At 64.0% G+C, this 16,159-nt stretch carries 2 protein-coding genes; both read right to left on the bottom strand.

What is annotated here, in order from left to right:
* Positions 1-237: 237 nt before the first annotated feature.
* Positions 238-6,768 (bottom strand): non-ribosomal peptide synthetase, encoded by a 6,531-nt coding sequence (locus JOD69_RS21165; protein ID WP_086133274.1) that lies wholly within the window; start codon positions 6,766-6,768, stop codon positions 238-240.
* Between the two features lie 180 nt (positions 6,769-6,948).
* Positions 6,949-16,143, bottom strand: coding sequence for a type I polyketide synthase (locus JOD69_RS21160; protein ID WP_086133275.1), 9,195 nt, complete (start codon positions 16,141-16,143; stop codon positions 6,949-6,951).
* Positions 16,144-16,159 lie beyond the last annotated feature (16 nt).

Genomic DNA, 16,159 nt, shown 5'->3' with positions numbered 1-16,159 from the left:
GCGATTGATGCCTGTCCTGAGCCTAGTCGAAGGGCGCTTCGTGCCTCAGCGCATCCTACAAGCTCCGCCTCGCCCTTCGCGCCGGCTCGACGTCGTATCGTAGGTCGGGAATCCTTTCCCGACACACGCTCGTCGGCAAAGGATTGCCGACCTACCACGACACCGTCGCTCGGTCCGTGCGGCGCGCCCCACCGGCGTCTGGGCGCCCTCGCGACGAAGGGGGATAAGAAATGCGGGCTAGGCATGCCGACGCTCCGTGGTCAGGTTGTCCGGTTTCCGGGCTCCCGATATCGTCTCCAGGGCGGCCATTTTTTCCGAGCCGAACCAGTACATGTCTTGACGGCCGTAGACGCACAGGTGCTGGCCGGTTATCCAGTCGGCCTCCGACGACGCCAGGAAGGCCACCGCGTCCGCAACCGCGTCGACCGGGATCGATCGCGCCCGGTATCCCGGCGGCGTCATGTCGGTGTCCACGAACGCCGGGCAAACCGCGTTGATCTGCACATTGTGCGGCTTCAGTTCCTCGCTCAGCGACTTGGTAAGGCCCAGAACCGCATGCTTGGAGGCGGCATAGGCGCTGAACAGGGGGTAGCCGATGTGGCTGGAATCGGAACCCAGATTCACGATTTTCCCCCTGCGCCGCTCGATCATGTGCGGCGCCACGCTCCGACACAGATGATAGACGCCGAACAGATTGACCTCGACGATGCGCTTCCACTCATCCGGCGAGGAGGTCGCCAAGGCGGACATTCCGGTGATTCCGGCATTGTTGACCAGCACGTCCAGATGACCGAAGCGGCGGAGGACTTCGCTCACCAAATGTTGCACCTCCGCGAGGTTCCGTACATCCGCCGGAATTACCACAGCGGTGCCGCCACTGCCGGCGATTTCCCGGGCAACGGCTTCAAGCCCCGCCCGATCGCGGGCGGAAAGCGCCACCGCAACGCCCTGACCGGCGAGTTTCAGGGCGATCGCGCGGCCGATACCGCGGCTCGCACCGGTAACCAGCGCCACTTTGCCTGCCCAGCTGCCGGAGCGTGCCGACAGCGGAATTTCTTCCAGCCGGGGCGTTTTCAGCGGTATCAAGGCGGGAGGCTCGCCCGTCATCACCGCCGGCAAACTCGCGAGGCGAAGCCCCGTCGGCGAATTCGCGTTTTCGCTCAGGTCGGCCAGCAACTCCAGGTAGCGCAGGCCGAGGCGCTTGATGGTCTCCCCCTTGAAAAAGTTCTGGGAATAATTGATCTCGACGTGGAGTTCGCCTTCGACCATGGAGAGGAAGATCTCGATGAGGGAGATGCGCTGCTGGCTCGGGGGCGAGTAGCGCTGATCCCAATCCGTATCGACGAACTCGAAGATGTTGGATTTCGGTAAGCTCCGGTTTCCCAAATAGTTGACGCGCACCGGGGTCAAATTATTGTCCGGATAGATGTGCGCGGGCAGCTGGCGACCTACCACGTCGAAACTGACGCCGTTCAACGGTACTTCGGAAAGACCGCGGGCAATCCGGCCGATCAATTCACTCCAGCTTTCCCCGGAGACCAGATCCACGGCAACCGGGAAATTGACGGCGTAATTGCCCACGCTTTCGTACAAGGTCAGGCCGTTACCCAGATCGCGTCCGTGCGAGCGATGGCTGAGAACCACCCAAGACTGCCCGGTCCATTCGGACATGAGCCGGTACGCCGCCGCCAGCAGGAGATGATAGAGCTGACCCTGCAGATGCTTGCGCGCCTCGTTCAGCGAATGAAAGTCCGAATGGCTGAGTAGAAAACGCTCGCTGGCGGAAGAGGCCTCGTCATTCGCGCCGAGATGATGGTCGACCGGCACCTGGAACGCGTACTCCCGGCTCGGAAAACGAGTACGCCAATACTCCGCATAACGGCGCTGCGCCTCCTGCTGCGCCGGTTGGGCCAACCACTGCACGAAATCGAAATACGACGGCGGCAGAGCGGGGAGTTCCGGCGTCTGATCGACCAGCAACTGCCCGTAAATCTGCCAAAGCTCTCGGAACAGTATGCTGTTGCTGACCAGATCGCTGATCATGTGGTGACCCACGATAGTCAGATCGTATGCGTTCTGATGCTCTTTGATGACGAGCACCCGCCACAGCGGAAACCGGTCGATACGCAGTTCATCCGTGATTTCCTTCACCAGCCGCCGGATTTCCGCGCTGCGCTGTTCGGCCGTGAGGTGGGAGCCGTCGTAGAAATCGAGGCTGAATTCCGCCTCGGGCGGGGCCACGGTCTGCCGCCATTCGCCGTGCTCCTGGTAAAACAGGGAACGCAACACGGGATGGCGCCGGGCAAGGACGTCGATGGCCTTGCGGAAAACGTCGACATCCAGCGGCTGCAAATAGCGGAATCGGGTGTAGCCGGCCCATTGGTAAGGAGGCTGGAAGAAGTGGGTGATCCACAATTGAGCCGGCCCCAGGGGCAAACCGGCCGTCGGATCGGCGAACGGCAGCTTCGCCTCCGGCGCGCCGGGCACCGCCTTGCCGGGGGGCGCGTTGCCGGTTTCCGTCCACTGTTTGAGAACCTTGCGGTCCAGTTTGCCGTTGTGATTTTTCGGCAAAGCGTCGGCCTGACGAACCTCGTGAGGCAGCATGTACTCGGGAAGTTGTTTCGCCAGGGCGGAGCGTAGTTCTTTCAACGGAATTTCGCGGCCGACCAGCCAGGCCACCAGCCTCTTGTGCCCGTCGGGTGTGTCGACGGCGAGCGCCGCAGCTTCGCGTATACCCGGCAGAGCTCCGAGAGCGGTTTCGATCTCGCCCAGCTCCACCCGGAAACCGCGAATCTTGATTTGACTGTCGATGCGCCCGTGGAAGTCGTAGCTGCCGTCCGGCAACCGCGAGACCAGATCGCCGGTACGGTATAGCCAGCGGCTGGGTATGCCGGAGAAAGGATTGTCACGGAAACTCTCGCGGGTCCGCTCCGGATCGTGGAGATAGCCCTGAGCCAACTGCACGCCGCCAATCCAGAGTTCGCCCACGCCGCCCTCCGGTACGGGGCGCATGTTCTCGTCCAGCACCAGCAGGTAGACCTCCGGCATGGCCGGCCCGATCGGGATGCGAAGCGTCCCTTCCCCCGGACGGGAGTGCATCAGATGTGCCGTCACGTCGATCGACGCTTCGGTCGGGCCGTACAGGTTCGCCAGGCCCACCCGGTCGCCGCAGCGATCGAACCAGCGCTGCACATAAGCCACTGGCAGCGCCTCGCCGCTGAAAATCAGCCATCGCAGGTGTTCAGAGTGGAGCGGTTTATCCTCGATGGCCATCAGGAACTCGCCGAACAGGGAAGGCACGAAGTGCATCGCGGCGATCCGCCGGGTCTCGATCCAATCCGCCAGCCGCCAGGGATCGCGCAGCACGTCCGCGCCGACCGGGCACACGACTCCGCCGTACATCAGGGGCCAGAAGAGTTCCCACACCGAAATGTCGAAACAAATGGACGTTCTCTGGGCGACCCGTTCGCCCGGCTGAAGCTGGAACAGCTTTTGATGCCAGACCAGACGGTTCATGTAACCGCGATGGGCCAGGGCCACGCCTTTGGGAGTGCCGGTCGAACCCGAGGTATAGAGCACCACCATCAGATCGTCCGGGCTGTTCAGGCATTCGAGATCGTGTTCCGGATAGCTCGCCCAGGCCGCACGCCCCAACCAATCGCGATGGCCGCCGCTACGGGAGTCGGCACGATGCAGGCCGGCGTAATCGCAGTCCATGAGCAGGAAGTTGCGGGCCGGCAAGGCGGCGGTTACCGCTCCGCCCATGGCTTCCAGGACGGCTTCCTCGGTGAGGATGGTGTCGACGCGGGCGTGCCCCACGATGTATTCGATGCGTGCGGCGGGATAGGCCGGATCGAGGGGGACGTAAGCGCCGCCGGCCTTGAGCACCGCCATCACCGCCGTCGCGAAATTGGGCGAGCGGGTCAGCAGCAATCCCACCACGATACCGGGCCGCACGCCGCGGACTCGAAGGAAGTGGGCCAGCCGGTTCGATTCGGCATGAAGCCGGCCGTAGGACAGTTCCTCGTGCTCCGCTTGCACCGCCAGTGCTTCCGCGCTGCGGCGGCATTGAGCCTGCACGTGCAGATACGGGATGGGAGGCAGCTCCTCCGCAGCAGGTTGCGGAATCGAGAGCGGGGCCAGCGGAGCTAGGGTGTTTTCGGCGGCGGTTCCGCTTCCATGGGCTGCACCCGGTCCCTGCAACAGGGCCGCCATTTCCCGCAACCGCCGGCATCCCAACAGGGCGCGGGTGTCTACCCGCCCCATCTGTTGCTGCAGGCGGCCGACGATGCGAATCCGCTCCAACGAATCCAGGCCGAGCTCGGATTCCAGATCGTAATCGAGTGCCTCGGCCCCCACCGCGCGATGCATGACTTCCTCGGCGATTCGCAGCAATCGGGCCGCCGTCAACTCGTCCAGCTTGGCGACGGCGCAAGGTGCGGGTACGGCGAGCCGCTCGGCGACCTGTGCCACGGCGCCGATCTGGCGGACGAATTCCTCGGCGATGGAGGCCACCAAATCCCGAGCGAAGTAGTCCGCATCATAGTTGGCGGTCATATTGAACCGGCCGTGGAAGACTTCCACCAATACGTCCAGCGTACCGGGATTGGTGGAGGTCGCGGCGTGATATTCGACGACACGTAGCGGCCCGCACGCCTCCTCGATGTGGGTCTGACCGATGTAAGGCAGATACAGGTTCGACTTGATCGTGGAGCGGATCAGGGTCGCCAGCGGCTCGCCGACGCGACCGTCCTGGAGGCGAAGTTGATCGATTGCCGCCACGGCTGCTTGGCGCGTTTGCGCCCGGTCATAACCCGCCGCGATGCCGCTCTCGATGCTCTCGTGTACCTGCGGCAGATAGTTCTCGAAAGCTTCGCCTTCTCCGGGCATCGGTAGCGTCAAGGCCAGATTCTGGGCGAAACAACCCACCATGTGTCCGGCGTCCGTGCCGGGGTAAACGCGTCCGCTGGTGGGAATGTTCAGGATCACCTGTTTCAGATTCGGATCGAAGCGCCTGAGAGCGCGCAAGTAGGCGCCGACCAACAGGGTGTTCACCGGCAGCCGCCATTTGCCGGCGGATCGGAGCAATGCCGCCGTGGTTGCGGCATCCGCACTGAAGTGGTGGGTCCGGTTGGCGGCCCGTGGATTCTTCGGCAGCCCCTTCTTTTCCGGACTCCAGAAAAAACGGTCCTTGCCCTGGGCGCGGAGAAACGCTTCTAGCGTTTTTTCCGCCTCGGGATCCCGCCAGGCATTGATGCATTCCACGGTCTCCCGATAACGCTCCAGGGAAGTTCCGGGCGGCAGCGGCGCGGGACGTCCCGTCGCTGCGGCACCGTACAAAGTGACGAATTCGCGCATGACCAGCTGATTGCTGAGACCGTCCGAGAATACGTGATGGTTCGAGAAGATCACCTCGTGGAGATCGTTCGCCAAGCGATAGGCGCTGAATTGATGCGCCGGCCATTGATCCAGCAGCCACTCCTTGTCCAGCAGACGATGGGTTTCGTCGTTCAGAAAAGCTTCGCGGTCGGGAGCATCCAGGTGGCGCAAATCGGTCACCAGGACGGTCGGTGCGGTCACCCCGTCCAGCACTTCCAGGCGGTATTCCTTCAGGCTACGGCACCCCGGCGGAATGACGAAGCGTGCCCTGAGCATCGGGTGACGCTCCAGCAAGGCGTTCCAGGCGCGGCGCGCCGCTTCCGGGTCAAACGGACCTTGCAGGCGGATTCTGGAACTGAGGCTGCACGTGCAGACTGCCCAATGGGAGACCAAAAACGGATACTGGGAGAACAGAATATCCACCGGCCGCACCGCCGGTTCCGCGGCCTGTGGTTTATCGGCCGATACATCCGAAACCGCGCCTGCGGCGCACGGATCGTCCGATTCGACGGCTGCCGGAACCGGGGCGTTCGGTTCCGAACCTCGAATCAGGGCCTCCAGTTCGCCCAGAGTCTGAATACCGAACAGCGCGCCGGAGGCGAGCTTGGCGCCGAAAGCATCCTGGAGTTCCGCGGGCAATGCCGTGCCCAGAGCATTCATGAGCTCCACGGTCTTGATTGAATCCAACCCCAGGTCGCTTTCCAGGAACATGTCGTCCGCGAGTTCGGACGGATCGTGTCCCGTAATTCCGGCGACCACCTCGCGTACTTTTCGCGTTAGCTCGGATTTCTCGCCCCCCTTCGTCGCGAGGGCGTCGAGACGCTGCTGTGGCGCGCCGCACGGACCGAGCGGCGGCGAAGGCGTAGCCGACTCTACGTCGAGCCGGCGCGAGGGGCGAGGCGGGAGAGCCGATCCTCCGGTCAAGGATCGGCCCGCCGAGCGGGCGGCCAAGGAGGGCTGCCCTGGACTTTGCGCGCAGCCGGAGGGCGCTGCGCAAAGACGGTGCGCCACAGCGAGTGGATCGGCGTCCGCAGTAGGAGTGGAGTGGGAAATCCGAGCTAGTCCGTCGTCAGGCCGGACAGCGGCGGCCTCGGGCGCGGTGGCGGCGGCTTCACTGCTCTCCATGGCACCGATCATCGAGACCAACTCTCCCAGGGTTTGCAGCTGGAACAATGTCCCGGCGGCGAGTAGCGAGTTAAAAGGGTCCCGCAGGTGATCCGGCAGTTGGGGCGGGATGGCGTTCATCAACTCCACGGTCTTGATCGAATCCAACCCGAGATCGCTCTCCAGGAATTGGTCAGGCGAAAGATCGTCCGGCGCGTGTCCGGTAACTTCCGCCACGGCCTTGTACACACATTGCTCAAGCCGGGCGGCGGGATGGTCTTGCATGGTCGTAGTCCTCACGTATTCAGCATATTCAGCGTATTCGTCATTTTTTCCGTTCTCGGAGCTTGCGAAGAAACCGTCGCGAGCCGCCCGCCGTCGTCCAAGAAGCCCACTCGTACAAGGGAGTACGGCGAGCACATAAAAGGCGATGGCGGGTGGCGCAGACGGTTTATTCGCACGCTCTCAGGAATGCTCGTTCAAAGGCTCCCGGGGAAGGATGATCCGGTTCAATTCGTCAAGGAGGGCGGTGGCTATATTCTGCTGAGGCTCCTTGCTCGCAGTTGTGCCCTGAGAATGCGCGACTGCCGGCTCCGGCGCGGCCGCGATGTCGGCGGTCGCTTCCACGTCCACCGGAGGCGGGTCGTAGAGGAATTCCTTCCTCTCGAAGGGATAAGCCGGCAGCAATACGCGGGTAAGCACGGGAGAACACAGGGGGCGCGTATCCAATCTCAAGCCCTCGATGTACAGCCGCGCCAGTGCGGTCAACAAACTCTCGTCGCCCGGCGTCGCCCCGATCATCCGTACAATTCCTGCCCCCTCGCCGCCTTTGCCCCCCAGAAGCACGGTTCGTAAGCGTGCATCCGCTGGAGGCTGTACGGTATCGGATGGATTTCTCGCAGCGGAGCGCAACTGAATCGCCCATTCCGGATTGTCCACGGAGATCTTTCCGTCGATCGTGTGAATTGGAATTCGCCAGATTTGATCGCCGGCACCGTTCTCAGGAACCGCATCGCCCCCGTTCAGCAAGGCTGCGGCCGAGGCCGGACTTAGCCAGCCCGCTACCGCGGCGGCGACCGGGCTCAAGGCTCCCTCGGCCCAAAGGCCGGCGGGAACCAACTCCAGCTCTCGCAGCAGTCGACCCAGTGCGTACTGTTCCGCCGCCGCCTGCAGGCGCGGCACGGTTTCGTGTCCGGGAGGAAGTACAGCCCGGAAATCGGTCCAGGCGTCGGCAAAGACCGAATACCGTCGCGCCAGCGTATCCGCGGTTCCCTCCGGCCACGGGCAATCGTCGAACACCCATGCCATCGCGGGCGGCTGCTTCGGATTTGCGCGCCCCGAGAGAAGCCGGTCGTGCTTGCCCGATCCGGCCACGGAGGCCAGGACCGCCAAGAGATCTTCCCGTCCACGTACCACCGCCGCAGCGCGGAAATTCATTTCCCTTTGGGCGCCATTGAGTGAACAGGCAACCTGCTCGGCGGAAATGGATGGGTTTTCCTCGAGATGCGCATGCAGTGCCTTGGCGTAGGCGCGCAGAGCGCTCTCCGTGCGCGCCGTCAGATACAGGAGTTGCGGATCGGAAAGCGGAACCCGGTCCATGCCGGTAGGCTGATCCACGGCGCGGGGAGGCTCCTCCAGAATCAAGTGGCAATTAGTCCCCCCGAAACCGAAGGCATTGACACCGGCCCGCCGCGGCTGTCCGTTCCCGGTCCACGGCCGGCCGTGGCTGTCCACGACGTAGAATGGCGAAGCGTCGAAATCGATGTAAGGATTGGGCTCGCTGTAATTGACGGTGGGCGGCAGATAGTCGTGCCGCATCGCCAAGAGTACCTTGATGACGCTGGGGATTCCCGCGGCGGACAGCATGTGGCCGATGGAGGATTTCACCGAGCCGATGCCGCAGTATCCGCGCCGGTCGGTGAACTGGCGGAAGCCTTTGGTCATGCCTTCCACTTCGACCGGATCGCCCAGGGATGTGCCGGTGCCGTGGCATTCCACATAGGAGACCGTGGCGGGGTCGACCCGGGATTCACGGTAGGCGCGGGCGATGCACTCCGCTTGACCGGCCGGGTTGGGCGCCGTCAGGCCGGAGGAATGTCCGTCGTTGTTCATCGCCGAGCCCAGGATCACGCCGTGGATGTAGTCGCCGTCCGCCATGGCGTCGGCCAGCGATTTGAGTACCAGGGCGGCGACGCCTTCGCCCAGGACCATACCGTTGGCACGGCGGTCGAACGGATAACACCGGCCGTCGGGCGACATGGCGTTGACACGGCTCAGAAAAACGAAGGGGGTGGAGCCCATGTTCAGATAAGCCCCCCCGGCCACGGCGATGCGCGACTCGCCGGAGCGCAGGCTCTGGCAGGCGAGATGCGTGGCCACCAGGGCGGCGGAACAAGCCGTGTTGACGATCAGGCTCGGGCCGCGCACGTTCAGCCAATGGCTCAAACGGCAGGCGATCTCGTTCAGCCCGTTGCCCGCTATGGCGTCGGACAGGAGTTCCGCGGGCTGCAAAACCTCACGGAGCGCGTCGTCCCAATCGGCGCGTGCCCCCATCGGAAGTTGACGGTACCAGTCGGTGCTCCTGATCCGGTCGCGCAACCGGCAATAACGCTGCTGGTTGATGAAATGTTCCGCGTAATAGTTCTGCTCGCATCCGACGAACACGCCGAGGCGCTCGGCACGCCCTTCGCCGGCGTAACCCGATTGTTGCAGCGCTTCGTAAGCCACTTCCATGAAAATCCGCTGCTGCGGGTCCATGGCCTTGGCTTCGCGCGGCGAAATACCGAAGAACTGCGGATCGAATTCGTGCGCACGTTCCAGGAAACCGCCCCACTTCGAGTAACTACCGTGGGTATGGCGGTTCACGGCATCGAAATAATCCTCGGGAGACCAGCGGTCCCGCGGCACCTCGCGTATTTCGCACCGCCCTTCCGCCAGCATGTTCCAGTATTCGTCGGAGCTGGCAGAACCGGGCACCCGCAAACTCATGCCGACGATGGCGATGCGGTCATCGGTGCGACGGTCGGAGCGGGATGCGGCAGTGGTCGTAATGGTTATGGTCCGAGCGGGGCCAGGCTCCTGCGACCGGGCAAGGAACTCCGGGCCGTGCTGGTTTTCCAGATGGCGCGCCAGGTCCAGCGGTGACTGGAACTCGAACAACAGAGTCGGCGTGACATGCTGACGCAGGATCGCTGCCAGCTTCTCCGCGATTTCGACGGCCCCCTTCGAGTCGACACCCAGTTCATGAAACTTGCGGCCCGAATCGATCTGTTCCGCTGCTACGTTCACATAAGCGCCTGTGAGCTGGCGTACCAGCTCCAGCCAGTCGGCGGCCTGCACCGCCAGGGCGGCGCGCGGAGCCGGCTCGATGGGCTCGGGTGCCGGGGAATGTGCCGCTGGCGCCGCAGCTGGCGCCGGGCTTTCCGCCTCCGCCTCGAAATCGATGACGTGCACCACCGAGGCGCCGGGAATAGCGAGCGCGCGCGACAAGGCTGCACAGGCGGTTTCCGGAACCAGGGCGCGCAAGCCCTTGCTGCGGACCAGCGCCATCAGGCCGGCGTCGCGACCCATGCCCTTCTCGTCCCAGAGCGACCAGTTGAGCGCCAAGGTGCGGCCTTTCGCCCCGGAACGGTTTCGCCATTCCGCGAAACCGTCCAGGAAGGCGTTGGCGGCGGCGTAATCGGTCAGGCTGGCCGCCCACAGCGGACAGGTGGCGGCGATGGACGAATACAGGATGAAAAATTTCAACGGTTGGTCGGCCGTCAGTTGATGAAGCAGCCAACTGCCCTTGACTTTCGGAGCCAACACCGAGCGTATTGATTCGACGCTCTTGTCGGTGGCGCGGAGAACGTTGCGGTCGACCACTCCCGCGGAGTGGATGATGCCGTCCAGCCGGCCGAAGCGTTCCCTAAGGCGCCTTATGGCTTTCGTCATCGCTTCGGAATCGGCGGCGTCGGCCGCATGGTAATCCACCGTTGCGCCCAAGGATTCGAGCTGGCGGATCAGCGCCACGCGCGGGGCATCGGGATGATCGGCCGGCAGGGCGTCCCACTCCTGCCGCGCAGGCAAAGGCCTCCGTCCGGTGAGGACCAGGTTTATCCGGGCCGATCGCGCCAAGGCAAGGGCGGTTTCGGCTCCGATCCCGGCGATCCCGCCGGTGATCAGGCAGGTATCGCCGTCCTTGAGCAGCGGTTCCGAAACGCCGGTTTCGTTGTAGACCGCGCCGAAACGGCGCTGGAAGCGCAGAGAACGGCGAATCGCAAGTATCTCCCCGCCGAATTCCGCCGTTCCCAGTTCCGCAAGAATGGTATCGACGTCCACATCCGGAGCCGCCGGCGCGGTATCCAGATCGGCCGCCTTCACGACGAGATGTTCATTCTCCTCCCCCAATCCTAGGGCGAATGTAATCCCGAGCAACTGGTACGGATCGGGTGCCGGCTCCAGGCTGTCCAGAACATGAGCGCGCCGGGTCAACCAGAGTATCCGGCACGGTTTTATGGGACTCGGCTCGTGCATCGCCTGAGCCAGGAACGTCAAGCTGAAGAGGCCGGAGTGCAGGGCAGCCTCATCGTCTCGCGGCGCGCCCGTCAAATCCGCATTCCAGGCATGGACCACCGCAGCGGGGGCGCCGTAGTCTGCCAGCACCGATTGCCATAACTGCCGGTAGTCGCCCGCATCCAAATGATTGACCGTGAAATTCCCGCCGTCCGCCGAGAAGCCGGCCCCCGGCCGCACCACCAGAAGCGGGCGGTCCGGCCCCACACGGATGCGCAGAGCCGCGAGCCAGGCCGCTTGCCCCTCGCCCGCAAACACCAATAGGGCACCGGGCGGCAGCGGGACGGAGTCGCCTCGCGGCGTTTGAGGCCATTCCCAGCGATGCAGCAATGCCTGGCCTTGCGATTCGGCCGGCGGCAAGGGAGGCAGACGGTAGACTTTTCGTTCGAACGGATACGCCGGGAGAGGTATGCGCCGTCCCGGAAAATCCTCGCCGAGCATGCGCCAATCCAGGTTAACCCCCGCCGTGTAGAGAGTGCCCAGGGCATCCAAGAAGGTTCTGGCATTTTCCCGGCGACGATCCAACAAGGCCGCCAAGGTCACGCGCTCCCCGGCCAGCACGGTGGCGACCAAATGGGTCAGAACGCTGTCCGGACCGCATTCGACGAAGGTGCGAATGCCGCCGGCATAAGCGGCACGTATGCCCTGCTCGAAACGGACGGGTTCAAGAACATGCCGCAGCCAGTAATTGGCGTCGGGACCGTTGGCCCCGAGCCAATCGCCGGTGATATTGGAAATGATGGGCAGCCGCGGCGCATGCCATTCCACTTCGGCCAGCACCTTGGAGAACGGTTCGAGCATGGGCTCCAGGAGCGGCGTGTGAAACGCGTGGGACACTCGCAGGGGCTTGACGCGGCGCCCTTCGATTTCGAGTATGCGGGCGAGTTCGGCCACGGCATCCCGATGGCCGGCCACGACCTGGTGCGATCCGTTGTTGGCCGCAAACCATACGCGTCCGCGATAGTCCTCTAGATGCGCCGACAGCTCATCGGCCCTCGCGAATACCGCCAGCATCCCGCCCTGCCCCGGCAACTCGGACATGAGTCGGCCGCGCGCGGCAATGACCTTGGCGGCGTCGGCCAAATCCACGGCGCCGGCCAGGCAAGCCGCCACGTACTCGCCGACGCTGTGCCCGATCAATGCGGCCGGCCGCACACCCAGCTCCAGCAAGGCGCGGCCCAGGGCGTAGTCGGCGGCAAACATCGCCGGCTGCGTGATTTCGGTTCGCGCCAGTTGCTCCGGATTGGCCTCGGGGTGATAGATCGCGGTCAACAAAGGCGCTTCCAGCCACGGATCGAAGGCCGCCGCGGCCTCATCCATGGCCCGCCGGAAGCGCGGCCAGAGTTCGTAAAGCTGGGCGGCCATACCCGGATACTGCGAGCCCTGGCCGGTAAACATCATCGCGATCGGCGGAGGCGATTCCGTTTCCGTGGGCTGGCGTTTCTCCAGCCCCTTGAGCCCGTTGGCGAGCTCGCCGAGCGATTCGACGACCAGGGCATCCCTGCACGCGTAGTGATTGCGTCGGCTGTTCAAGGTGGCGCAGACGTCGGCGGGATCCAGTGCGGGCCTGCGCTCCAGGTAGGCGGCGAGATGCTCGCTCGTGCGATTCAGGGCGGATCGATTCCGCGCCGAGAGCAATAACAGATGATAGGGCCAGACGCCTTTCGGCTTCTCGCGCGCCACGCCTTCCTCCACCACCAGATGGCAGTTGGTGCCCCCGAAACCGAAGGAATTGATGGCCGCCCGCCGGGCGACACCTTCGGGTACTGTCCACACGCGGGTCGAGGTCAGGGGCAGGAATGGCGTCTTGGCAAAGTCGATTTGCCGGCTGGGCTCGTTCAGATTGATGTTTCCCGGCATCTGCCGATGCTGCAAGGCCAGCACGACCTTGATCAAACTGGCGATTCCCGCGGCGCTGAGCAGATGCCCGATGTTCGCCTTGACCGATCCGATCGCGCAACTCTGCCGGGCCATGCCTCCGAAGGCCTGGGTCAGGGCGCGGATCTCGCTCGGGTCTCCCAGCGGAGTACCGGTGCCATGGGCTTCGACGAACTGTATGGAAGCGGGATCGATCTTGAACTGGCGGTATACGGCATCGATGACCTGGCGCTGGCCGTCCGGGTTGGGCGCCATGACCCCAAGGGATTGCCCGTCGTTATTCACCGCCGAGCCGCGAATCACCGCCAGTACCGGGTCGCCGTCCGCCAGCGCGCGGGACAGCGGTTTGAGCAACACCGCACCGGCGCCTTCGCCCAGCACGAATCCGTCGGCCGAAGCATCGAAGACGCGGCACCGACCGCTAGCCGACAGCGCGCCGGCGCGCTGGAACAACAGGAACGGCAAATGGCTCAGGGTGAGGCTCACGCCGCCGGCAACCGCCATCGAGCATTCGCCCTGGCGCAAGCTCTGGCATGCCAGATGCACCGCGACCAGTGACGAGGAACAGGCGCTGTCGATGGTGAAACTGGGACCTTTCCAGTTGAAGGTATGGGAGACACGCGCCGCGATCATGTTGAGCAGATTGTCCACCGCCGTATTCACGTGCAGCGAGAACCGCCCGAAGCGGGATTGCCACTCCTTGAGCAGTTCGTCGCGTTCGCTGGGCGGCAGGCGACGCAGACTGGCGAAGCTCTCCAGGGCGTCGCCGCACAAGGCGTTGACCAGGAATTCCATGTGATTGTTGTGGCTCGCGCCGATGAACAAACCGACGTCGGCGCCATCCAGAGCCGGCCTGGAGTAGCCGGCGCGCTCCAGGGTCTCGGCGGCCACCTCCAGGAACAAACGCTGCTGCGGGTCCATGTCGGTGGCTTCTTCGGGGCTGATGCCGAAGAACTCTGCGTCGAAGGCGTAGACGTCGCGCACGAAGCCGCCGCGCCACCAGTCCTCCCGCCCGCCTTGCGGCAGCGCGAAACGGTCCGCGGGCACGGCGCCGATGGCTTCCCGGCCCTGGCTCAGAAGTTCCCAATATTCCTCCGGCGAATTGCTCCCCGGAAACCGGCAGGCCGTGCCGATGATCGCGATCGCGTCTTCCTGCGCGTCGCCGGTGTCCGACGCGCTGGCCGCCACGGCGGAGCCGGGCCGTCCACCCAGCCAGTCCGCCATCTGACGGACGGTGTGACAACGCAGCAGCAGTTCATGGTCCAAAGGCCGGTTCAGCCGGTCTTCCAGCCGCCCCAAAATCTGCACCGCCTTTATGGACGTGCCGCCCAACGAACGAAAGGCTTGGTCCGGATTGATCCTAGCGGCCGGAAGGCCGAGCACGTCCGCCCAGACCTCCCGGACCAGATCCGTCAAATTTTCGGTGCCGGAAACGGTCGATTCGAGCGCACCGCTCACCAGGTCGACGCCGCAATGGCGTACGGCGTCGTAGTCGCCCCGCTGGAACTCCTCCAAGAGCTTGTAACGCTGGAGCTTTCCGCTCGTGGTCTTGGGAATGGCTTTGACCGGTACGACGTAATCCAGCGCGACGTTAAGCACCTGGTTGACCCTTTGCCATACCTCGGCCATGACGGCCCGCCCATCGGGACTGTCCGGGTTGCGTATCGCGAGGAAGATCGCCGTTTTCTCCTCGCCCGAGTCGGGGTCCTGCCAACCGCAGGCGATGGTCTTTCCGGGGTCTACGCCGTTAACCGTTTCCGCCTGCGCTTCGATGTCGTGGGCATAAAAATTCTGCCCGTTGATGAAGATAATGTCCTTGGCCCGTCCGCTGATGCACAGGCGCCCGTCGATCATGAAACCGAGGTCGCCCGTATCCAGCCACCCGTCGTGAAATGTCTCGGCATTCGCGGAAGGGTTGTTGTAATAACCTCCGGTCACATTGCGGCCGCAGATATGGATGCGGCCGACCCGGCCTTCCGGAAGCACCTGCCCGTCGCCGTCCACGATGCGGATCCCGCAGCCCGGCACAGGGTAGCCTTCGTCAACGACCGCGATGGAGTTTTCGCCATGGGGCTCGGCGCCTGCCACCCGCCCCTGCGCCAATTCCTGGCGATCCAGCCAGTGCACCCGCGGAAGCGTTCCGGGCGGAGGGAAGGTCACCGCCAGACTCGCCTCGGCCATGCCGTACACCGGGTACATGGCCTCGGGCCTGAGCCCGCACGGGCCCAGGGTCGTCATGAATTCCTCGATGACCGCAGCGGCAATCGGTTCCGCGCCGTTATAAATGTTTCTGAGGCACGACAAATCCCAGCGCTTCAGGTGGTCCGGTTTCAGTTTGCCGAGCAGATGGCGGTAGCCGAAATTGGGAGACCCCGTTACTGTCGAGCGGTGCTCGCTGATTTTTTCCATCCATAGCGTGGGTTTGCGAACGAAGGTGAACGGGGTCAGGTTCACCTGCTCGATCCCCAGGGCCATGGGAACGAAATGGAAACCGATGAGCCCCATGTCGTGGTGGTACGGCATCCAGCTCAGGAAGGCGTCGCCCGGACCGTGTTCGGCTCCGAAGATGATGCCCTCCAGATTGGTGATCAGATTGGCGTGACTCACCATCACGCCCTTGGGGGTCCCCGTGCTGCCGGAACTGTACTGTATGAATGCCAGGTCATCGGGCCGGGCGAGATCCGGATCCGCGAGCGTAGAGGGTTCCGCAAGGTCCGTAACCGCCTCGATACGAATCGAGTTTTCCCCCAGAGCCTGCCGCAGCACGGACTGCTGCTCCGCCATATAGGCATCGGACAACAACAGCGGTCGGTCCAGCTGTTTCCAGATCGCCTTCAGCTTCATGAGAACCGCATTGTCGTCCGTGAGCGATGGCGGATAGGCCAGCGGCGCGGGAATGATGCCGCCCATCACGGCCGCCCAGAAGGTCACCACGAAGTCGTGGCTTTCCCGGAACATCAGCATGACCGGATCGCCTCGCCTGAGCCCCAGGGCCCGCAAGGCGCCGAGCCGCATCCGCGCCTGCTCTGCAATGGCCTGGTACGAGAAGCGAGTCTCGTGACGCTCGTCCCGGACGAAGACAACCCCGCGATCGGTGGCCGCGGCGCGCAACAAGATGTAGGCCAGGTTTTCCTCCGGGCATAGCGTTCCCGGAGCGGGACGGGGCTCGATCAAGGCCGCCTTGTCGGCAGGCCGGCCGGTGAACAGTTCGATGAGTGGCTTGGACATAAGGCTTCTCCGACAG

This window comes from Methylocaldum sp. RMAD-M (assembly GCF_017832375.1).
GTDB lineage: Bacteria > Pseudomonadota > Gammaproteobacteria > Methylococcales > Methylococcaceae > Methylocaldum.
Note: the sequence above shows the minus strand (reverse complement) of the source record. Positions and strands in the feature narration are given on the sequence as shown.